Source organism: Microbacterium sp. ZW T2_14, assembly GCF_044987405.1.
In the GTDB taxonomy this organism is placed as follows: Bacteria; Actinomycetota; Actinomycetes; order Actinomycetales; family Microbacteriaceae; genus Microbacterium.
On record NZ_JBJDRK010000038.1, the window covers coordinates 13414 to 34620 of the forward strand.

Consider the following 21207-nt stretch of genomic DNA (forward strand, 5'->3'; position numbering starts at 1 on the left):
CCGCGAGCATCCGGGCGGCAGGCACACTGGTAAGGCCATCCGCGCGGCGAAGGGAGTCAGACGTGAGCTACATCAGCGGGTACGATCCCGATACTCTCCGCGAACGGGTGAATCCCAGCGAGTGCCGGGAGCGTCTCGAAGAGATCGGCGAGCAGCGCAGCCTGCCGGCGCTGCTCGAGCGGGTGTGGCTCCTCAAGGTGCTCGATCGCCCGGAAGACGCCCTGGTGATCTCGGAGCAGTCCGTGCGCGTCGCGCGCATGGCGGGCACACGCAAAGACCTGCTGCGGGCCCGCATCCTGCACGCGACCGTGCTGCAGGCGCGGGGCGCGTACGCCGCCGCCGAGCAGGAGCTCACGACGTGCGCCGAAGAGGCCGAGGGGCAGGGCTGGGCCGGCATCGGCGCCTTCGCCTGCCAGCACCGCGGCAAGGTGCACTTCGACGCCGGAGACTACGAAGCCGCCCGCAAGGACTTCAAGCGGGCACTGTTCCTCCGCCAGGAGTCCGGGGCGAGCGAGGATCAGCTCGAGTCCGTTCTTCTCGCCATCGACGCCGCCGACCGGCGCCGTGCCGCGGCATCCGTCGCCAGCTGAGGCGGATGCCGGCGCCCTGACTGTCGGAGATATGTTCTAGTCTCGCATCCATGTCGGAACTGCACCGCGTACGGCACTGGGCCGAAGCCCTCATCGCCGCCCATCTCGACTCGTCGTGGACGTTCGCGTTCGACAACGCGAAGCGGCGCGCCGGGCTCTGCGACTACACGCACAAGCGCATCAGCGTCTCGCGGTATCTGGCGGCGCGCTACGACGACGATACGAACCATCAGACCCTGCTGCACGAAGTGGCGCACGCCCTCGCGGGTCCCCGTGCGGGGCACGGTGCGCGATGGAAGGCCGTCGCCCGGGAGCTCGGCTACGTGGGCGGCGCGACGCACAACGGCGAGACCGCGACCGAGCTGGCCCCGTGGATCGGCGTGTGTCCGGCGGGGCACGTCGCCTACCGGCACCGCAAGGCGACCCGTCCGACGTCGTGCGCGAGGTGCGCGCCGCAGTTCGACGAGCGCCACGCGTTCATCTGGACCCGGCGCGAGATCACCCGCGCGACGCGCCTCGCCGCGATGACCCCGCGGGACTGAGAACTGCGCCCGGCGCCCACTGCCGCTACGACGCGTTTCGTCTCGGTCGCCGGCGCTCCCTCGCTCAACGACCGGAACCCCCGTCCCGGTCGCTGAGCGACCGAGGCACGACCGAACTCTGCCCCCGGTCGCTGAGCGAGCGAGGAACGAGCGAGACGAAGCGCGTCAGTACGCGACGAACGAACCGTCGCGCAACACCGGGGCGACGGATGCCGCATCCACCGCGGCGGCGTCGAGCACCTCGTCGCGGGAGTCGCGGTCGAGCAGCTCCTGACCCGAGCCGCTGGCGGTGAGCAGGTGGCGCACGGCGCCGCGCAGGCCGCGGAACGCCTCGCACGCGGCGGCGGACTCCGGCGAGGTGTGGTCGATGCCGAGCGCGCCGAGAGCGTCGACGATCGCGCCGGCCCCGAGGTGATCCTCGACGGCGAACCGGAGCGCGGCGCCGGGCTCGCGGCCGGTCAGCTCGCCGGCGGCGATCACGGCGATGCTCGTCCGCTCTCCACGCCGGTGCTGGATGTCGAGCACGGTCCTCGCCACCGCCGCCGCGTTGCGCAGGCTCCCCAGCAGCACGACGGCCTCGGTCTCCCCCGCAGCCTTCGCGACCGCGGCGCCGTTGAGCGACACCGCGTGCGCGGCGGCGTCGAGCGGCACGCGTTCGCCCCGGGCGACGGCATCCGTCACCGTCGTCGAGAACCGCAGCACATCGACGACCACGACGACGTCGGCCGGGGCGAGGCGGCGGAGGCCCTCGACTCCCCAGTCGTGGCGGATCTGGTAGCGACGCTGGTCGAAGGGACTCTCGGGCATCCGTCCAGCGTAGGCCGCGGCATCCCGCATCGAAGCCGTCGAGCCCGGCCCCACGCGGAAGGGCGGGTGCGACACTGGAGCATGCGGATCCTGCTGAAGTTCGTGATCGACTGCGACCCCGACGCGGCCTGGCGGGCCCTGCACTCGCCGCGTGCGGTGGCCGAGCTCTACGGTCCCGTGGTGGATCTGGCGCCGCTGGTGCCGAGCGGACTTCCGACCTCGTGGACGCCCGGCGACGACGTCCCGGTGCAGCTGTCGGCGTTCGGCTCGGTGCCCATGGGGCGGCAGCTGATCCATGTCAGCGAGCGCTCGGTCGCCGAACCCGGCGGGAAGGTGCGGGTGTTCCGCGACAGCGGCATCCCGCTGACGGGACCGCTCGCGAGCCTCGACGTCTGGGACCACCAGATGGCGATCTCGCCGGCGCCGGGACAGCCGGGCAGGACGCTGTGGCGGGACCGCCTGGTCATCGGCGGTCCGAGCGCACCGTTGCTGTGGCCGGTGCTGTGGGGCGTGTGGCAGTGGCGTGCTGCGCGCGTGAAGGCCCTCGCCCCCGGGTGGGCGCACGACCCCGAGCCCGCCGACGCCTGAGCGGCGGCGAGCGCGCGGATCGCTCGCGGTCAGGCCTGCGGAATCACGGTGAGCACCCTCGCGGTGTACTCGAGGAACCTCACCATGAACGTCCGCAGGAACTCCTCGGTCGCCGCGACGGTGACCTCGCCGTCCGCCTCGATGAGGCCCGGCGTGAAGTGGATGTACGCCTCGGGTGTGGTCATCTGCCGCGCGTTGAGGAAGCTCAGCGTGCTGCGCAGCGACTGCTGGCCGACGGCCGTGCCGATCTGGCCCGCCGAGGCGCCGATGACCGCGGTCGGCTTGTCGGACCACGCGTTCTGGCCCCACGGGCGGCTCCCCCAGTCGATCGCGTTCTTCAGGGGGCCCGGCAGGGAGCGGTTGTACTCGGGCGTCACGAACAGCAGCGCGTCGGCCGAGCGCACCGCCGCCTTGAAGTCGAGCGCGACCTGCGGATAGTCCGCGTCGAGGTCCCGGTTGTACAGCGGCAGGTCGCCGTAGGGGATCTCGAAGAACTCGAGCTCGGGCGGGGCCAGCCGCTGCAGCGCCGTGGCCAGGCGCCGGTTGATGGACTCGCGCGACAGGCTGCCGACGATGACGCCGACGCGGTAAGGCGGTTCGTGCTCCACGATGTCGATCTGCATGACGCCAGCCTGCACCCGGCGCCGACCTGCACACACCCCCATTGACGGACGGATGCCGGCACCGGGCGCGGATACCGAGCCCGACCCCTATCGGTATCACCGGGGCAGGAGCATCCTCATCAACAACGGGACGGATGCCTCAGGCGAACGCCCGCGGACCGCTGGAGGTGCGACATGCCCGAGGGCATCGACTTCGCCGACGACACGGAACAGCCGCGCACCCACATGACGCTGCGCCTCATCGCACAGGACCCGACCGTGCTCGGAGAGGACAAGCAGATCCTCACCGCGAGCGTCAGAGTGCCCTGGTCCCGCACGGAGGAAGGCCCCCGTGGCGCCCGGCTGCAGGTGATCGACTACGACACCGCGACCGGCGAATACACCAGGCACGCCGCCATCGACAGCGAGGACTCGTTCGCGGACGTCCCGACGGCGAAGCTGATGACCGACAAGGCGTTCCACGCGCAGCATGTCTACGGCACGGCCGCGCGAACGCTCGCGGCGTTCGAGACCGCCCTCGGGCGCCGACTGCCCTGGGGTTTCGCCAACCACCAGCTCTCCCTCGTGCCGCATGCGTTCGCCGAGGCGAACGCGTACTACTCGCGCGAAGACGGCGCCCTGCTGTTCGGCTACGTGCCGGCGGATGCCGATCGCGAGGCCGTCTACACCTGCCTGAGCCACGACGTCGTCGTCCACGAGACGACGCACGCGGTGCTCGACGGACTGCGGCGACGCTACCTCGAGCCGGCCCTCCCCGATCAGGCCGCGTTCCACGAGGGCTTCGCCGACATCGTCGCTCTGCTGTCGGTGTTCTCCATGCGTCCGGTGATCGAGCGCGCGCTCGGGCCGGCCGACAAGAACGGCCGCATCAGGCGCGCGCGCGTCGAGCCCGAGGCGCTCCGCAAGAACATCCTCGCGAAGGTCGCCGAGCAGATCGGCGGCGTGCTCACGCAGGGCCGCGGGGCGCTCCGCGAGTCGGCGAGAAAGCCGCCGCCCGCCGATTGGGCCGACTTGTCCGAGTTCGACGAGCCGCATCGGCGCGGCGAAGTGCTCGTGGCGCTCGCGTTCGAACTGCTGGTCCAGATCTGGTGGAAGCGGCTGCAGCCGCTCTTCTCACGCCCGAATCCGGGCGACGACGTCGGTCGCGGCATCACGGTCGACCGCGCCCGGGCCGCCGAGGAGGGCGCGAGGGCGGCATCCCAGCTGCTCACCATGCTCATTCGCGGACTCGACTACCTGCCGCCCGTCGAGTTCGACTACGGCGATCTGCTCAACGCCGTCGTGCTCGCCGACACCGAGGTGGTGCCCGACGACGACCTCGGCTATCGGGACCTGCTCATCGACCGCTTCGAGGCAGCAGGGATCAAGCGTCCGCAGAACCGGGTGACGGACGTGCTCAGCTCCCGCCAGCCGCCGCACTACCTCGGGATCAACTTCGCGGGGCTCCGCAGTGACCGCGACGAGGTGTTCCGCTTCCTCTGGTTGAACGCACTCCGGCTCGGTATCAAGACGGACTACTACACCGTCATCGAGTCCGTGCTGCCGACGCAGCGCATCGGCCCGGACGGCCTCATCGTTCCCGAGTCGGTGGCCACCTACCTGCAGATGGTCAACATGACCGCGCGTGAGTTCACCGCCATTTCAGGGCTGGAGCTCTCATCGCAGATCGATCCCGCCACATCGGTGCAGCTGTTCGGAGGCGGCACTCTCGTCTTCGATCAGTTCGGACGGCTGAAGCTGCACATCTTCAAGCGCCTCACCGACTGGAAGCGCCAGCAGCGTCGTCTCGACTATCTCGCCAAGACGGGCCGCCGGGACGCGCAGCAGCGTCTGGGGTTCTCCGACGGTACGGCCCGCGGCCAGGCGTTCGCCCGGATGCACAGCAGCGACCTGAGTTCCGGGGAGGCATGGTGAGCACTCCGATCCGCGTCCGCGTCCGCATGTACCAGGTGGGCTTCGGCGACTGCTTCCTGGTCTCGGTGGAGTACGACGCTCCCCTGGCCGACGGCCGCGCCGAGCGGCACCTGCTCATCGACTTCGGCACGAGCCACTCCCCACGCGAGGGGATGGCGAGGGGCCGGATGGCAGATGTGGCCGCGCTCATCGAGACGCACACCGGCGGGCAGCTGGACGTGCTCGTGGTGACGCATCGGCACCGCGACCATCTGCGCGGCTTCGAAGTCGCCGCCGGCGGCGCCATCATGAAGAAGCTCGCGCCGAAGCTCGTGCTGCGGTCTTGGACGGAGGATCCGGAGCTGTCGGCGACCGCCGACGGGCCCGGCCGGCCGGGGCTGACCGAGGTCAGGGGTGCCGATGGAGTCGATGGGGCGCCGCAGGACGGCGGGACCGGCCCGATCAGCGCCGCATCCGTCAGGTACGCCGCTCTCATCGCGCAGGCACAGGAGCATGTCGCCCGCCTGAGCGAGCTCGTCGGCCTCGACGACGACATCCGCGCCGCGGTCGAGGACCAGCTCAAGAACGCGGATGCCGTCGCACTGCTGGACGAGCTCTCGCGCGACGGGCGCGGGCGCTACCTGTACGCCGGGATGGATGCGGGTATCGCCGACGTGATCCCGGGGCTCGAGGCGACGGTGCTCGGCCCGCCCACCGTCGACCAGGACGCCCGCGTCGCGAAGCAGCGCGAGAACGACGCCGAGTACTGGCTCACGGCACTGGACGCCTCGCTCCGCGTCGCGGGCTCGGGGGTCGGAGCCGACGCGCCGGCGCCCGTCACGCTGCCGCCCGGCCCCGTGCGCTGGCTGGTCGACCGGCTCGCCGACCAGCGGTCGCATTCGGCGGCCCGGCTGGTGCGCGACCTCGACGACGCGCTCAACAACACGAGCATCATCCTGCTCCTCGAGGTGGGCGGTCTGTCGCTGCTCTTCCCGGGCGACGCGCAGATCGAGAACTGGCAGCACACGCTCGACCAGCTGCCCCGCGACGCGAAGCTGCGCGCACGGCTGGCGGAGGTCGACCTGTACAAGGTGGGGCATCACGGCAGCCGCAACGCCACCCCGCGGTCGCTGCACGCCCTGTGGAAGGCCCGCTCCGCCGACCGACCGCGGATGACCGCGCTGCTCTCCACCCGGCAGGACGTCCACGGCGAGCGCGAAACGGCCGTCCCGCAGGAGCAGTTGCTGACGGCGCTGCGCGGGGTCGCCCAGGTGTTCTCGACCGACGAGCCCGCCACCGGCGGGGACTTCGTCGAGGTGGTCGCAGACGCGGGCCACGGTCCGTTCCGACTCGTCCCTCCCTCGGCATGACGGTTCGCGCCGCCGCGTCTCGGTCGATGTCTCCGCTGCGAAAAGACGGCTCCGGCACGCCGACACGCCGGTGACGGATGCCGCGCACCGGCGTGTCGGGCGACCGGCCCGTCTTTCGCAACTCTCTGCCGCGACGCGAGGCCAGCGCCGCGGCAGGCGTCCGGCACCCGACGGGCCTCAGTCCGACGTCAGTCCGCGAGGGCCTCGACCGGAGCCACCCGGGTCGCGAGGCGCGTCGGCACCACGGCCGCCACGAGCGTGAGCACCGCCGTCGCCACGACGATGATCGCGACCGGGAGCCACGGCACAGCGGGGGCGACGAGGGTCGGCGCCGAGAACGACGGAGGCATCGGCACGGCGCCGAGGAGCGACTGGGCGCCCGCCCACCCGTAGGCGATGCCGAGCACGAGACCGGTCACCGTGGCCGTGATCGTGATGTGGGCCGCCTCGAGCAGCACCAGGCGGCGCACCTGGCCCGTCGACACACCCAGTGCGCGCAGGAGTCCGAGCTCACGCCGCCGCTGCACGACGCCGATGGTCAGCAGGTTCACGAGGCCGACCGCGGCGATGACCGCGGAGACCGCCACCAGCCCCATCATGATGCCCGCGAACGTGTCCATGGCCGTCGTCATGTCGTCCGGCAGGGGTCCGTCGGCGGATGCCGCGAACACCGCCTTCTGGGTCTCGAGGGCGACCGCGAACATGGTCACGAGCGTCACGCCCATGACGACGCCGATGGCCATGCGGCTCGAGCGCTCGGGGTACCGCAGTGCGTTCTCGGCGGCCAGGCGCGCGGTGGCCGACCGGCCGAACAGACGGCCGACCAGCCGCAGGATCGGCGGCATCACGAGCGTCGCGCCGAGCGCCAGCCCCGTGAACGAGAAGACGCCGCCGAAGAAGGCCACGATCACGCCGAGCGGCGACACCAGCCCGATCGCGATGCCGCCCGCGAGCAGTGCGCCGCCGATCGCGAACAGTGCGATCGCCACGCCGTTGCGTCCGCCTTTGCGCACCTGCGCGTCGTGGGATGCCTCGACCGAGCCGCCGAGCGCCTGCAGCGGCGTCACCGTCAGCACGCGACGCGAGCCCGCCCAGGCGGCGACCCACGTGGTCAGCGCGACGACGACCGCGGGGATGAGGAGCACCGCCTGCGCGACCGGGTAGTCCACGCCGTCGATGCCCAGCGCCCACGTCGCCAGCACGACGCCCGCCCACGACACGAGCGTGCCGCCGACGAGTCCCAGCGCGGCGCCGATGACGCCCACGATGAGGCCCTGCCGCGCGACCTCGGACCGCTGCGAACGCGCCGAGGCGCCGATGAGGCGCAGCAGTGCGATGCGCCGCGTTCGCCCGGCGATGACCGTGGCGAACGTGTTCGCGGTGACGATCGCGGCGACGTAGACGGCGACGCCGATGAGCAGGAAGCTCATGATCCCCAGCACGACGGCGAGCATGCTGCTCAGCCCGAGATACGGGTCCGCTCGCAGCACGGCGGCGATGAAGCCGGTCGCGCTCAGCAGGATCGCGCCGAAGGCGCTCGAGATGGCGGCCACCAGGATGCTCGCGCCCATGCCGCGCTCGCGCAGCCACGCCAGGCGCGGGGTCGAGCTCGACGAGCTGGTGACGGATGCCGCGGGCCGCGGCATCCGTGGGGCTTCTGTCACGGTGCTCATGCGTGCACCTCGGCGACCGGGTGGCCGACGGCCGACGAGGCGCGGACGGGTGCGCCCGCCGTCAGCTCGGACGCGAGCATGTACGCCGAGATCTCCTCGGCGCTCTGGCGTGGCTTGTCGGCGACGATGCGGCCGTCGCCGAGGAACAGCACGCGGTCGGCGTGCGACGCGGCGACCGGATCGTGGGTGACCATCGCGATCGACTGGCCGTGCTCGCGCGTGGCGGCGGCGAGAAGCGCGAGCACCTCGCGGCCCGAGCGCGAGTCGAGGTTGCCCGTCGGCTCGTCGGCGAACACCAGATCCGGCGCCGTCGCGAGGGCGCGGGCGATCGCGACGCGCTGCTGCTGGCCGCCCGACAGCTGATGCGGGCGGTGGCCGAGGCGGCTCGTGAGGCCCAGCCGGTCGACGAGCCCATCGATGCGCGACCGCTCGAGTGCCGTGGGCCGGCGCCCGTCGAGGTCGAACGGCAGCAGGATGTTGCCCAGGGCATCGAGTGTGGGCACCAGGTTGAACGCCTGGAACACGAACCCGACACGACGGCGGCGCAGGATCGTGAGCTCGAGGTCGGAGAGGCCCGTGATGTCGGTGTCGCCGATCCACGCACGGCCGGAGCTCGGCGCGTCCAGGCCGGCCATGATGTGCATGAGCGTGGACTTGCCCGAGCCGGACGGGCCCATGATGGCGGTGAACTCGCCGCGGCGGATGCCGACGCTCACCCCGTCCAGTGCGTGCACCGTGCTCTCGCCGGTGCCGTAGGTCTTGCTGAGCTGCTGCACCCGGGCGGCGAGCCCCAGGTCGGTCGATGAGAGTTCCATGACTCCGACGGTATGGACGGCCGGGGTCCGCGCGCGTCGCCCGCACGAGGCATCCGCGTACATCTCCCGGATGATCTTCCCTGCGCCGTCTCGCAGGACTATCGTCGCGTCCAGCCCGACCCCCGCGTCTCGAGGAGCCGCCATGCCCGCTACGCCCCTGCCGCCCAGCGGCGCGCTGCCCGAAGCCCCGAAGACGTGCGACGCGAGTGGGATGGTGGAGATCCATCGCCTCTTCCGCCGCGGGTTCGGCGAGGCGCCCGATCTCATCAGACGGGTGCGCGCGGGCGACACCGTGCACGCAGCGGTCGTCGCGACGCAGCTCGAGACGCTGTCGCTCGGACTGCACGCACACCACGAAGGCGAGGACGAACGGCTCTGGCCGGCGCTCGATGAACGGGCGCCATCCTGCGCCGCGCACGTCGAGCGCATGAAGGCGCAGCACGCCGAGCTGCTCGTGCACCTGAGCGCGATGGACCGGGCGCTGCCGAGATGGCGCGCTTCGGCGAGTGCAGCGGATGCCGAGCCCGTGCTGGCCGCCCTCGACGGCGTCAATGCGGCGATCGCGGTGCACCTCCCGGACGAGGAGACCAACATCGTGCCTGTCATGGAGCACACCATCACCGAGGCCGAGGTCGAGTGGTTCTCCGAGCACGGCCGCAAGTCGATCCCGAAGGGCCAGATGTGGCAGCAGCTGGGCGAGATCCTCGCCGCGCAGCCAGACGGCGGGGACGAGTGGCTGCACAAGCACATGCCCGCGCCCGGCCGGCTCGCCTGGCGCTGGGTCGGCCGACGCAAGTACGCCGCGCACCGCGTCGCGCTCGAGGGCCGCTGACCCCCGCGAGGCACCCCCGCACATCGCAAGGATGACCAGGGGCGCGGGCGAGGAGCGAGGGGATCAGGAGGCGTCGGGGGAAGCGGCCTCGTCGGAGGTGAGGAGGATCGCGTTGCCGTCGGGGTCGTCCACGATCGCGGCGTAGGGGCCGGCGGTCTTGGTCGGGGGCATGCGACCGCGGTACCCCGCCTCGACCAGGTCGGTCCACGTGCTGTCGACGACCGCGTCGTCGCCGACGTAGAACTCCAGCAGCTGCGAATAGCCCCCGCCGGCGGGCGGGGCCCAGGTCGGGTCGTAGCGCGAGGCGAACCCGGTCGTGATCAAGAGCGTGACGCCGCTGCCCATGCGGTGTGCGGCGACGGGACGCTCGGGGTCGGGATCCGGGATGTCGAGCCCGAGCCGGCGGTAGAAGCGCACCGATGCGTCGAGATCCGCCACCTCGAGGACGACCATGCTGAGCTGCAGTTCCATGCGCCCGATTCTGCCGAACAGGGCACGAGTCCGGGCAGGAACTATGCCAGGTCGTGCTCGAAGGCGAACACGACGAGCTGCACGCGGTCGCGCAGTCCGAGCTTCGTGAGGATGCGGCTGATGTGCGTCTTCACGGTGGCCTCCGAGAGGAACTCGCGCGCCGCGATCTCGGCGTTGGAGAGCCCCCGCGCGGCGAGCGCGAAGATCTCGCGCTCGCGGTCGGTGAGGTCACCGAAAGCCGGCGGGATCGGCCGGGGCGCGGCATCCGTGAAGCGCTCGAAGAGCTCGCGGGTGGCGGATGCCGCGATCACGGCGGATCCGGCATGCACCGTGCGGATCGCCGCGAGGAGGAACTCGGGGTCGGCGTCCTTGAGGAGGAAGCCGCTCGCGCCCTGCCGGATGGCGCGGGCCGCCGCCTCGTCGAGGTCGAAAGTCGTGAGCATTACGATCCGCGGCGGGTCGGTGTCGGTGAGCAGCTCGGCGGTGGCGGCGAGGCCGTCCATGACGGGCATGCGGATGTCCATGAGCACGACGTCGGGGCGCGACTGGCGCACCGCGCCGAGCGCCTCGTGCCCATCGGCGGCCTCGGCCACGACCTCGAGGTCGGGCTGCGAATCGATGAGCATGCGGATGCCGGCGCGGAACAGCGCCTGGTCGTCCACGAGCGCGACGCGGATCATGCGAGGTCTCCGATCGGGATGTGCGCGCGCACGGTGAACGCGCCGAACTCGTGGGCGGCGTCGAGGCGACCGCCGGCGAGCTGCGCGCGTTCGCGCATGCCGATGAGGCCGTGGCCGAACCTGCCTGGCGGAGTTCCCGGCAGCATCGGGTTGCTCACGTCGAGCTCGACCCGATCGGGCAGCCAGGCGAGACGCACGTCGACGGGCCCGCCGGGCGCACCGTGGCGCAGCGCGTTGGTCAGCGCCTCCTGCAGGATCCGATAGACGGCGAGCTGAACCGCCGCGGGCGGTTCACCGGAGGCCGACGTCCGGTGCGGAGCGGGGTCGACGTCGACGCGCAGCTCCACGCCGGCGGCGCGCACCTGCGCGTACAGCTCCTCGAGGTCGGCGATGGTCGGCTGCGGCCCGTCACCCTGCTGGTGGCGGAGCTGTCCGAGCAGCAGACGCACGTCGGCGAGCGCGGAACGTGCCGTGCTCGAGATGGTCGCCAGCGCGTCGGTCGCCACCGCCGGATCGGCGGCGGCGGCATAGCGCGCGCCGTCGGCCTGCGCGATCACGACCGCGAGCGAATGGGCGACGACATCGTGCATGTCGCGGGCGATGCGCACCCGCTCCTGCTCGGCGACGGTCTCGGCCTCGGCGCGCTGCTGCGCCTCGCGGTTCTCCCGCGCGCGCACCGCCGTGCGCACGAGCGCGCCGATCGTCCACGCGAGCCCCAGGGCGAACGCGGCGGCGACGAGCACCACGAGAGCCAGCGGCAGTGTCTCCCACGACAGCCCGCCGCCCGCGAACACCGGCCCGACGAACAGGTACACCGTGATCACCAGGGCGCCGACGATCGCCGACGCGAAGCCGGCCCAGTACACCAGCCGCACGCCGTACGCCGCCGTGGCGTACAGCACGGCGAAGATCGCGAGATCCGAGAAGCTCGGCGGGCGGCCGAGCCCGATCTGGACCACGGCGCCCAGCCACGCGAGCCCGAGCGCGAGCGCCGGGGAGAGCCGCCGAACCGCGAGAGCCGCGCTGAAGATGCCGGCGACGAGCAGGGCGAACCCCGTCTGCCCGCCGTCTCCCGGCCGGAACTCCGGGCCCAACGCGCTGGGCGCCAGGACGGCCTCGATGGGCCACGCGACCAGCAGGAAGACCAGCGCGGCCGATAGATCGGCGACGAGCTGGTACGTCTTCAGGCGGCGGAACACCGTTTCACGCTACGGGAAGGGTCGCGCCGCGGCATCCGTCCTGAGATGTACGGCGGATGCCGCGGCATCCGCCTCGCGATCCATCGAAAGGTCTGCCGAACCAACCATTGCGCCGCACCGGGCCAGGCTTTACTGTCGCGTCACAGGCCGAAACCGACGGGAAACGTCGGGTCGACAGGATCGGGGTGCTGGGCCACCGCGGGAGCGGACCCCGCCGGTCCCACCCGAGGGACGAGGAACACGGCATCCGCCGGTTCACGAACGGAGAGACGATGACGACGGTACGCGCGGCGATTTCGCAGACCACCTGGACGGGCGACAAGCAGTCGATGCTCGACAAGCACGAAGGGTTCGCGCGGGACGCCGCGAGCCAGGGCGCGCAGGTGGTGTGCTTCCAGGAGCTGTTCTACGGCCCCTACTTCGGGATCACGCAGGACAAGAAGTACTACCGTTTCGCCGAGCCGGTCGACGGGCCGATCGTGCAGCGCTTCGCCGCCGTCGCCAAGGAGCTCGGCATCGTCATGGTGCTGCCGATCTACGAGGAGGCCGAGACCGGGGTGTACTACAACACCGCGGTGCTGGTCGACGCCGACGGCACGACGCTCGGCACCTACCGCAAGCACCACCTGCCGCACCTCGACCGGTTCTGGGAGAAGTTCTACTTCCGTCCCGGCAACCTCGGCTACCCGGTGTTCGAGACCGCGGTCGGACGGATCGGCATGTACATCTGCTACGACCGCCACTTCCCCGAAGGATGGCGCGAGCTCGGCCTCGCCGACGCGCACATGGTCTTCAACCCCAACGCCACGAAGCCCGGGCTCTCGAACCGGCTGTGGGAGGTCGAAGGCCCCGCCGCGGCCGTCGCCAACGGCTACTTCGTGCTGCAGCCCAACCGGGTCGGTCGCGAGGACAACGAGTACGGCGACCTCGCGGTCGACTTCTACGGCACGAGCCAGGTGATCGACCCGCGGGGCAACTTCGTCGGCGAGCGCGGCTCAGGTGAGCACGAGGAGCTGCTCGTGCGCGATCTCGATCTCGACATGGTGCGTGAGATGCGCGACGACTGGCAGTTCTACCGGGATCGCCGACCCGACTCGTACACGCGGATCGCGCAGCCGTAGGGGGCAGGACATGGCAACCACACTCATCACGGGCGGAACCCTTGTCTCCGCGACGGGTCGCGGCGAAGCTGACGTGCTCATCGACGGCGAGACCATCGCCGCCGTGCTGGCGCCGGGCTCGCACCTTCTCGGGACGGATGTCGCGGCATCCGTCGACACCGTCATCGACGCCACCGGCAAGTACGTGATCCCGGGCGGCATCGACGCGCACACGCACATGGAGCTGCCGTTCGGCGGCACGAACGCGTCCGACACGTTCGAGACCGGCACGCGCGCGGCCGCGTGGGGCGGCACGACCTCGATCATCGACTTCGCGGTGCAGCGCTACGGCGAGCGCGTGCAGGACGGCCTCGCCGCCTGGCACGAGAAGGCCGCCGGCAACTGCGCCATCGACTACGGCTTCCACCAGATCGTCGGCGGCGTCGACGACGACTCGCTCGCCGCGATGCGGGGGCTCCTCGACGAGGGGATCTCGAGCTTCAAGCTCTTCATGGCCTACCCGGGCGTGTTCTACTCCGACGACGCCCAGGTGCTGAAGGCGATGCAGGTGTCGGCCGAGACAGGCCTGCTCACGATGATGCACGCCGAGAACGGCCCGGCGATCGATGTGCTGGCGGCGCAGCTGGCGGATGCCGGCAAGAAGGCGCCGTACTACCACGGCATCGCCCGCGCCTGGCAGATGGAGGAGGAGGCCACGCACCGTGCGATCATGCTGGCGAACCTCACGGGTGCGCCCCTCTACACGGTGCACGTGAGCGCCAAGCAGGCGGTCGACCAGATCGCGTGGGCGCGCGACCAGGGCTGGAACGTCTTCGGCGAGACCTGCCCGCAGTACCTCTACCTGTCGCTGGAGGAGCAGCTCGGCGCGTTCAGCGAGGAGTGGGGGCAGTTCGAGGGCGCCAAGTGGGTGTGCTCGACGCCGCTGCGCAGCAGCAAGGACGGCCACCAGCACCACATGTGGCAGGCGCTGCGCACCAACGACATCCAGATGGTCTCGACGGACCACTGCCCGTTCTGCATGAAGGGGCAGAAGGACCTCGGCCTCGACGACTTCCGCGCGATCCCCAACGGCATCGGCTCGGTCGAACACCGCATGGACCTGATGTACCAGGGGGTCGTCACCGGCAAGATCACGCTCGAGCGGTGGGTCGAGCTCACCTCGACCACGCCCGCGCGCATGTTCGGCCTCTACGGCCGCAAGGGCGTCATCCAGCCGGGCGCCGACGGCGACGTCGTGGTCTACGACCCGAACGGTCACACCACCATCTCCGCGGCATCCCACCACATGAACATGGACCACTCGGCGTGGGAGGGATTCGAGATCGACGGGCACGTCGACACCGTGATCTCGCGCGGCAAGGTCGTGGTCGACGGCGGCACCTACCACGGCTCCAAGGGCGACGGCCGCTTCCTCAAGCGCGGCCTCTCGCAGTACCTCATCTGACCATGGCGCGTTTCGTCTCGCTCACTCACCCGGTCGTCGAGCGAGCGAGGAACGAGCGAGACGAAACGTCGCGAACCTAGGAGTGATCATGGACTTCGGAGTCGTTCTGCAGACCAACCCGCCCGCCGCGCGCACGGTGCAGCTCGCGCGGCTCGCCGAGGCGCACGGGTTCAGCCACGTGTGGACGTTCGACTCGCACCTGCTGTGGCAGGAGCCCTACGTCATCCACTCCGCGATCCTCGCCGAGACCAAGCGGGTCACGGTCGGGCCGTTCGTCACGAACCCCGCGACGCGGGACTGGACGGTCACGGCATCGGTCTTCGCCACCCTCAACGAGATGTACGGCAACCGCACGATCTGCGGCATCGGCCGCGGAGACTCGGCCGTGCGGGTCACGAACGGCAAGCCGGTGACGATGGCGGAACTGCGGGAGTCCATCCACGTGATCCGCGAGCTGGCGAACTCGCGGCCGGTCGAGTACAAGGGCGCGACCCTGCAGTTCCCGTGGAGCCGCGGTTCGCAGCTCGACGTCTGGGTGGCCGCCTACGGGCCTCTCGCACTGAAGCTGACGGGCGAGGTCGGCGACGGCTTCATCCTGCAGCTCGCGGACGTCGACATCGCCGCCTGGATGATCAAGACGGTGAAGGATGCCGCGGCCGCCGCGGGCCGCGACCCCGAGTCGCTGTCCTTCTGCGTGGCGGCGCCCATGTACATCGGCGACGACCGGGAGCACATGCGCGACCAGTGCCGGTGGTTCGGCGGGATGGTCGGCAACCACGTCGCCGACATCGTCGCCAAGTACGGCGAGCACGGGGCCGTTCCCGAGGCGCTGACCGACTACATCGCCGGCCGCCAGGGCTACGACTACAACACCCACGGCAAGGCCGACAACGACCACGTCGACTTCGTGCCCGACGAGATCGTGGAGCGCTTCTGCATCCTCGGTACCGCCGACGAGCACATCGCCAAGCTCGAGCAGCTGCGTGCGATCGGCGTCACGCAGTTCGCCGGCTATCTGCAGCACGACAACAAGGAGGAGACCCTCCGCGTGTACGGCGAGACCGTGATCCCCGCCCTCCAGACCCACGTGGCGGCCCGCTCGTGACCGTGCAGCCCGCCCTGCGCCCGGCCCCGCCCCACGCCGTCTCAACCGCGAGGATGCAGCGGGCGGACGAGAGCGTGGGAACCTGCCTATCCCTCGTCCACCAGCTGCACTCTCGCGGCAGGGCGGGGCGCGCATGAGACCCATAGGCTGGTCGGCCCGGAGGCAGGGAGAGCTCCGCGGCTGGATCGCAGCGGGCTGGGGAGCCCTCGGTGTGCTCGCCGTGCTCGTGCTGTGGGAGGGGTACAAGTTCCTCGGCCCGAGCGAGGGATTCGTGGTCGGGGCGGTGGCCGGCGAGTCGGGCTCGGGGGTCATGATCCTGCCGCGTACGCACGACCGCGCCATGCCGCACGTCTGGGACATGATCGCCCGGCTGTTCGCGCCGACGAGTGGCGGCGACACCCCGCCGCTGTGGGTCTCGGTCGCCGGCGCCGCCCTCGTGACGCTCGGCATCGCTGCCGTCGGCTGGCTGATCGGCGTCGCCGTCGGAGCGGTGCTCGGTCTCGTCATGCAGCGCTGGCGTCTGCTGGAGTGGGGCCTGCTCCCCTGGATCGTCGTCAGCCAGATCGTGCCGCTCATCGCCTTCGCCCCCGTCGTCAACGCGATCGGCAATCAGATCGACCGCGGCGGCGGCTCGTGGCCGCAGTGGCTGTCGGTCGCCGTCATCGCGTCGTACCTGGCGTTCTTCCCGGTCGCCGTCGGCGTGCTCCGCGGCCTGGGCTCACCCGACCGCATCCACCTCGATCTGATGAACAGCTACGCCGCCGGCTACTGGCCGACACTCCTGCGCCTGCGCCTGCCCGCCGCCGTGCCGCACCTGCTGCCCGCGCTCCGGCTCGCCGCCGCGAACGCCGTGCTCGGTGCGGTCGTCGCGGAGGTGTCGATCGGCATGCGCGGAGGCATCGGCCGCATGCTCATCCAGCTCGCGGGCCAGGCCTCGAGCGACCCCGCCGCGCCCTGGGGACCGACGTTCGGATCCATCGCCCTCGGCCTCATCGCCGCCGGCTCGGTCGCGCTGATCGGCCTCGGGCTCGCCAACTACCGCAGAGGAGAGGCCACCGCATGACGGACCTTGCCGTGCACGCCGCCGGAGTCGGGAAGGTGTTCCCGACGAAGACCGGGGAGGTCGTCGCGCTCACCGAGGTCGAGCTCGAGGTCGCCGCCGGCGAGTTCGTGTCGCTCATCGGCCCTTCGGGCTGCGGCAAGTCCACGCTGCTGCGCCTGATCGCCGACCTCGACCAGGCCACCGCCGGCACCCTCGAGATCTTCGGCAAGCCCGCCAAGCGCGCCCGCATAGACCAGGACTACGGCATCGCCTTCCAACAGGCGGGACTGCTGCCGTGGCGCACCGTGGCCGCCAACATCGGTCTTCCGCTCGAGCTGCACGGCTCCGGCAAGGCCGCGCGGGCGGCGCGCGTCGCCGAGCTCGCCGAGCTCGTCGGTCTCTCCGACTTCGTCGACCGGTACCCCGACCAGCTGTCGGGCGGCATGCAGCAGCGCGTCGCCATCGCGCGCGCACTCGCTGCGCGGCCGAGGCTCCTGCTCATGGACGAGCCGTTCGGCGCACTCGACGAGATGACGCGCGAACGGCTGCAGTCCGAGCTCACCCGCATCGCCGCCGAGACCTCGGCCGCCGTGGTGTTCGTCACGCACTCGATCCCGGAGGCGGTCTTCCTGTCCGACCGCGTCGTGGTGATGAGCCCGCGCCCCGGCCGCATCACCGACGTGATCGAGACGGGCCTCGGCGACCAACGCGACGAGGCGCTGCGCGAGTCGCCGGCGTTCTTCGACTGCGTCACCGCCGTCCGCGAGGCGCTGCACGGCTCGCCCGTCGCGAGGGCGAGTGAATCATGACGGATGCCGCGACCACCATGCTGCCCACCCCGCCAACGCCGGCGGGCCGGGCGCCGGCACCTGCGCCGGGCGAGCGCGAGCTTCCTGGCTGGCTGCGGTGGGTGGCGCCCGTCGTGGTCGGCATCCTGATCCTCGCGATCTGGATCTTCTGGGTCGATGTGCTCGGCACCGCGCCGCGGATGCTGCCGAGCCCGGTCGCGATCGCCGAGGAGTTCGTCCGCCGGTTCCCGATCATCCTCGACGACATGAAGATCACGGCCACGAACGCGCTGATCGGCCTCGTCGTCGGATCGCTCCTCGCGCTGCTGTTCGCGGGGCTGGCGGCGGCCGCCCGACCCGTCGACGGCATGCTGGCTCCCCTGGTGTCGGCGCTCGCGGTCATCCCGATCGTCGCCGTCACGCCGATCCTCAACACCATGTTCGGCGCGTCCAGCCAGTTCGGCCGGCAGGCTGTGGCCACGATCGCCGCCTTCATCCCGGTGTTCGTCAACGTCCTGCGGGGCCTCCGCCAGACCCGGCCCGTGCATCGCGATCTGCTGCGCTCGTCGGCGGCATCCGGCTTCCAGACGTTCCGGGTGCTCACCCTGCCGACCGCGCTCCCCTACCTGATGACGGGCCTGCGCATCGCCAGCTCGCTCGCCGTGATCGCCGCCCTGGTCGCCGAGTACTTCGGCGGTCCGGCAGACGGCATCGGCACCGCCATCGCGACCTACGCGAAATCGGGGCGCGCCGCCCTCGCATGGGCGTACGTCCTCGGGGGCATCATCATCGGCCTCGTGTTCTTCCTCGTGACCTCGCTGCTCGAGCGGCTGGCGACGAGGCGGTCGCCGGTCTGACCGGCGGGTTTCGACAGACTCAACCACCACGAAGACGCACCACACGAAAGGAACGCAATGAGACACAGCAACTCACGCAGCGTAGGCATCCGACGCGCGCTGGCCGCGGCATCCGTCGCCACCATCGCGGCTCTCGCCCTCGCCGCCTGTTCCGGAGCGAGCGACGAGAACGGAGGCGACACCGGCGAGGACTTCGAACCCCTCAGTGAGATCAAGCTGCAGCTGCAGTGGCTTCCGCAGGCGCAGTTCGCGGGGTACTACGTCGCCCAGGAGAAGGGCTACTTCGAGGAGGAGGGCTTCGACGACGTCGAGATCGTGCCCTCGGGCGGTGACATCGTGCCGCAGGATGCGCTCGTCGCGGGCGACGTCGACTTCGCGATCGCCTGGGTGCCCAAGGTGCTCGGCACGCTCGAGGCGACGGGCGTCGAGCTCACCGACATCGCGCAGGTCTTCCAGAAGTCGGGCACCCTGCAGGTCGCATGGAAGGGCGACGGCATCTCGTCGGTCTCGGACTTCGAAGGCAAGCGGATCGGCTCGTGGGGCTTCGGCAACGAGTGGGAGATCTTCGCGGCGATGGCCGCAGAGGACCTCGACTCCACCTCGGTGTCGATCACCACGCAGGACTTCTCGATGAACGCCCTGCTGGACCGTGACGTCGACGCCGCCCAGGCGATGACCTACAACGAGTGGGCGCAGATCCTCGAGGTCGTGAACCCGGAGACCGGCGAGCTCTACCAGCCTGAGGACTTCGACGTCATCTCGTATGAGGACACCGAGGGCGCCATGCTGCAGGATGCGATCTGGGCCGACACGCAGCGCCTCGAGGAAGAACCTGCCTATGCCGATGCGGCCGTCCGCTTCCTGAAGGCCGTGACCAAAGGCTGGATCTACGCGCGCGACAACCCCGAGGAGGCGGCGTCCATCGTCTACGACATCGCGTCCAACGCCGAGGCCGCGTTCCCGGTAGGCCCGGTGCACCAGCAGTGGATGATGAACGAGGTCAACAAGCTCATCTGGACCGGTGCCGACTTCGGGCTCGTCGACGAGGCCGCGTGGGACAAGACCGTCGCGGGAGCGCTGTCGGCCAAGAACCAGGACGACCTCGAGCTCATCACCACCGAGCCCGCCGACTCGGCCTACTCCAACGAGTACATCGAGAAGGCGCTGGCCGAGCTGAAGGACGAGGGCGTCGAGGTCGCCGGCGAGTACACGCCGATCGACGTCACCCTCACCGAGGGCGGCCAGTAGATCTGGGCGCGTTTCGTCTCGCTCGTTCCTCGCTCGCTCAACGACCGGGTTCTCGGTCGTTGAGCGAGCGGGCAGCGCGGTCGTTGAGCGAGCGGGCAGCGCGGTCGTTGAGCGAGCGAAGCGAGACGAAACGCCCTTGACCCGCCGTCGGAGAACAGGAAGCGTGGCCGCATGACCGAAGACCTCGACGCCCTCGCGAAGCAGCTCGACCGCGAGCACGTGTTCCACTCCTGGTCGGCGCAGGCCGGGCTCGACCTCCCCGTCATCGCCGGCGGTTCCGGGACGGTGGTGTGGGATCACGCCGGCCGGCGCATGCTCGACTTCTCGAGCCAGTTGGTCAACGTCAACATCGGGCACCAGCATCCTGCCGTCGTCGCAGCCATCCGTGCACAGGCCGAGGAGCTCGCCACGATCGGCCCCGCCACCGCCAACCTCGTCCGCGGTCGCGCGGCGCAGCGCATCCTCGACAAGGCGCCGGACGGGTTCGCGAAGGTCTTCTTCACCAACGGGGGCGCCGACGCGATCGAGAACGCGATCCGCATGGCGCGCCTTCACACCGGTCGCGACACGGTCCTGTCGACGTACCGGTCGTACCACGGCAACACGGGCGCGGCGATCGTCGCGACCGGCGACTGGCGACGGATGCCGAACCAGTACGCCCGCGGACACGTGCACTTCTTCGGCCCGTACCTGTACCGCTCCGAGTTCTGGGCGACGACGCCCGAGGAGGAGTCAGAGCGGGCGCTGCACCACCTCGAGCGCGTCATCCAGTCCGAGGGCCCCTCGACGATCGCGGCGCTGCTGCTCGAGTCGATCCCCGGCACCGCGGGCATCCTGCTGCCGCCGCCCGGCTACCTCGCCGGCGTGCGCGCGCTGGCCGACAAGTACGACATCGTCCTGATTCTCGACGAGGTCATGGCCGGCTTCGGCCGCACCGGGCGCTGGTTCGCGTTCCAGGGGTACGACGTCGTGCCCGACCTCATCACCTTCGCGAAGGGCGTGAACTCCGGCTACGTCCCGGTGGGCGGCGTCCTCATCTCGGACGCCATCTCGGCGACCTTCGACGACCGCGTCTTCCCCGGCGGCCTCACCTACTCCGGGCACCCGCTGGCCGCGGCATCCATCGTCGCCTCCATCGACGCGATGGAGGCCGAGGGGATCGTCGACAACGCCCGCCGCGTGGGCGAGGACGCGATAGGTCCGGGGCTCCGCGACCTCGGCACGCGGCATCCGCTCATCGGCGAAGTGCGCGGCGAAGGCGTCTTCTGGGCGCTCGAGCTCGTGTCGGACCGCGAGTCGCGCGAGCCGGTGGGCGCCGACGTGATCGGCCGGCTCAAGAAGGAGCTCACCTCGCGCGGCCTGCTGCCGTTCGCCGCCGACAACCGCATCCACGTCGTTCCGCCCTGCGTCGTCACCGACGGGGAGGTGCAGGAGGCGATCGCGATCTACGATGAAGCCCTGACGAGCGTCGAGGACGACCTCTTCTGACGCGTGCATCCCGCACTGCTGGGCGATCACG

Annotated in this window: 21 protein-coding genes; 14 read left to right on the forward strand and 7 right to left on the reverse strand. The window is 70.8% G+C overall.

Annotated features, from left to right (window positions below):
• Window positions 1-62 precede the first annotated feature (62 nt).
• The gene (locus tag ACI3KY_RS13420) at window positions 63-590 is read left to right on the forward strand and encodes a hypothetical protein (protein WP_194414545.1); all 528 of its coding nucleotides are present in this window, start codon (window positions 63-65) and stop codon (window positions 588-590) included.
• A 50-nt stretch (window positions 591-640) separates the two neighbouring features.
• Entirely contained in the window at window positions 641-1132 is a 492-nt protein-coding gene (locus ACI3KY_RS13425) for a SprT-like domain-containing protein (protein ID WP_404930666.1), read from the forward strand.
• A 165-nt stretch (window positions 1133-1297) separates the two neighbouring features.
• Here the strand turns inward: ACI3KY_RS13425 and ACI3KY_RS13430 are convergent, their stop codons facing one another.
• On the reverse strand, window positions 1298-1939 hold the full coding sequence (locus ACI3KY_RS13430) for a 2-phosphosulfolactate phosphatase (RefSeq protein WP_404930667.1): 642 nt from the start codon (window positions 1937-1939) through the stop codon (window positions 1298-1300).
• An 81-nt stretch (window positions 1940-2020) separates the two neighbouring features.
• Here ACI3KY_RS13430 and ACI3KY_RS13435 point away from each other — a divergent pair, with 81 nt between their 5' ends.
• Entirely contained in the window at window positions 2021-2527 is a 507-nt protein-coding gene (locus tag ACI3KY_RS13435) for a hypothetical protein (RefSeq protein WP_404930668.1), read from the forward strand.
• 29 nt (window positions 2528-2556) lie between these two features.
• On the opposite strand, the gene ACI3KY_RS13440 is transcribed toward ACI3KY_RS13435, so the two are convergent.
• Window positions 2557-3150, reverse strand: coding sequence for an NADPH-dependent FMN reductase (locus tag ACI3KY_RS13440; RefSeq protein ID WP_404930669.1), 594 nt, complete (start codon window positions 3148-3150; stop codon window positions 2557-2559).
• Between the two features lie 174 nt (window positions 3151-3324).
• Here ACI3KY_RS13440 and ACI3KY_RS13445 point away from each other — a divergent pair, with 174 nt between their 5' ends.
• Window positions 3325-5064 (forward strand): hypothetical protein, encoded by a 1740-nt coding sequence (locus ACI3KY_RS13445; protein WP_404930670.1) that lies wholly within the window; start codon window positions 3325-3327, stop codon window positions 5062-5064.
• Entirely contained in the window at window positions 5061-6413 is a 1353-nt protein-coding gene (locus tag ACI3KY_RS13450) for a hypothetical protein (RefSeq protein ID WP_404930671.1), read from the forward strand. Before ACI3KY_RS13445 ends, ACI3KY_RS13450 begins: the two co-directional genes overlap by 4 nt.
• 188 nt (window positions 6414-6601) lie before the next feature.
• On the opposite strand, the gene ACI3KY_RS13455 is transcribed toward ACI3KY_RS13450, so the two are convergent.
• Both ACI3KY_RS13455 and ACI3KY_RS13460 read right to left on the reverse strand, forming a co-directional pair.
• Entirely contained in the window at window positions 6602-8086 is a 1485-nt protein-coding gene (locus tag ACI3KY_RS13455) for an FtsX-like permease family protein (RefSeq protein WP_404930672.1), read from the reverse strand.
• On the reverse strand, window positions 8083-8901 hold the full coding sequence (locus ACI3KY_RS13460; protein WP_404930673.1) for an ABC transporter ATP-binding protein: 819 nt from the start codon (window positions 8899-8901) through the stop codon (window positions 8083-8085). The genes ACI3KY_RS13455 and ACI3KY_RS13460 overlap by 4 nt, the downstream gene beginning before the upstream one ends.
• A gap of 142 nt (window positions 8902-9043) precedes the next feature.
• Here ACI3KY_RS13460 and ACI3KY_RS13465 point away from each other — a divergent pair, with 142 nt between their 5' ends.
• Window positions 9044-9733 (forward strand): hemerythrin domain-containing protein, encoded by a 690-nt coding sequence (locus ACI3KY_RS13465; protein ID WP_404930674.1) that lies wholly within the window; start codon window positions 9044-9046, stop codon window positions 9731-9733.
• 63 nt (window positions 9734-9796) lie between these two features.
• On the opposite strand, the gene ACI3KY_RS13470 is transcribed toward ACI3KY_RS13465, so the two are convergent.
• From ACI3KY_RS13470 to ACI3KY_RS13480, 3 genes are read right to left on the reverse strand one after another with little or no spacing between them, the layout of a single operon-like run.
• Complete coding sequence (locus ACI3KY_RS13470) at window positions 9797-10204, reverse strand: VOC family protein (protein WP_404930675.1); 408 nt, start codon at window positions 10202-10204, stop codon at window positions 9797-9799.
• A 41-nt stretch (window positions 10205-10245) separates the two neighbouring features.
• A complete protein-coding gene (locus tag ACI3KY_RS13475) occupies window positions 10246-10884 on the reverse strand; it encodes a response regulator (RefSeq protein WP_404930676.1) in 639 nt (212 codons plus the stop codon).
• Window positions 10881-12083 (reverse strand): sensor histidine kinase, encoded by a 1203-nt coding sequence (locus ACI3KY_RS13480; protein WP_404930677.1) that lies wholly within the window; start codon window positions 12081-12083, stop codon window positions 10881-10883. Before ACI3KY_RS13480 ends, ACI3KY_RS13475 begins: the two co-directional genes overlap by 4 nt.
• Before the next feature lie 272 nt (window positions 12084-12355).
• On the opposite strand from ACI3KY_RS13480, the gene ACI3KY_RS13485 reads away from it, so the two are divergent.
• The 8 genes from ACI3KY_RS13485 (at window position 12356) to ACI3KY_RS13520 (ending at window position 21176) form a co-directional block, all read left to right on the forward strand.
• Window positions 12356-13204, forward strand: coding sequence for a nitrilase-related carbon-nitrogen hydrolase (locus tag ACI3KY_RS13485; RefSeq protein WP_404930678.1), 849 nt, complete (start codon window positions 12356-12358; stop codon window positions 13202-13204).
• 10 nt (window positions 13205-13214) lie between these two features.
• Complete coding sequence (gene hydA / locus ACI3KY_RS13490) at window positions 13215-14648, forward strand: dihydropyrimidinase (RefSeq protein WP_404930679.1); 1434 nt, start codon at window positions 13215-13217, stop codon at window positions 14646-14648.
• A gap of 88 nt (window positions 14649-14736) precedes the next feature.
• Window positions 14737-15753 (forward strand): TIGR03842 family LLM class F420-dependent oxidoreductase, encoded by a 1017-nt coding sequence (locus ACI3KY_RS13495; protein ID WP_404930680.1) that lies wholly within the window; start codon window positions 14737-14739, stop codon window positions 15751-15753.
• A gap of 133 nt (window positions 15754-15886) precedes the next feature.
• Entirely contained in the window at window positions 15887-16816 is a 930-nt protein-coding gene (locus tag ACI3KY_RS13500) for an ABC transporter permease (protein ID WP_404930681.1), read from the forward strand.
• Entirely contained in the window at window positions 16813-17604 is a 792-nt protein-coding gene (locus ACI3KY_RS13505; protein WP_404930682.1) for an ABC transporter ATP-binding protein, read from the forward strand. Before ACI3KY_RS13500 ends, ACI3KY_RS13505 begins: the two co-directional genes overlap by 4 nt.
• The gene (locus ACI3KY_RS13510) at window positions 17601-18440 is read left to right on the forward strand and encodes an ABC transporter permease (protein WP_404930683.1); all 840 of its coding nucleotides are present in this window, start codon (window positions 17601-17603) and stop codon (window positions 18438-18440) included. Before ACI3KY_RS13505 ends, ACI3KY_RS13510 begins: the two co-directional genes overlap by 4 nt.
• Before the next feature lie 57 nt (window positions 18441-18497).
• Window positions 18498-19688, forward strand: a complete 1191-nt coding sequence (locus ACI3KY_RS13515) for an ABC transporter substrate-binding protein (protein ID WP_404930684.1) — start codon at window positions 18498-18500, stop codon at window positions 19686-19688.
• 171 nt (window positions 19689-19859) lie between these two features.
• Window positions 19860-21176 carry an aspartate aminotransferase family protein gene (locus ACI3KY_RS13520; protein ID WP_404930685.1) on the forward strand — a complete coding sequence of 439 codons (1317 nt, stop codon included), beginning with the start codon at window positions 19860-19862 and terminating at the stop codon, window positions 21174-21176.
• The last annotated feature ends 31 nt before the right edge of the window (window positions 21177-21207 follow it).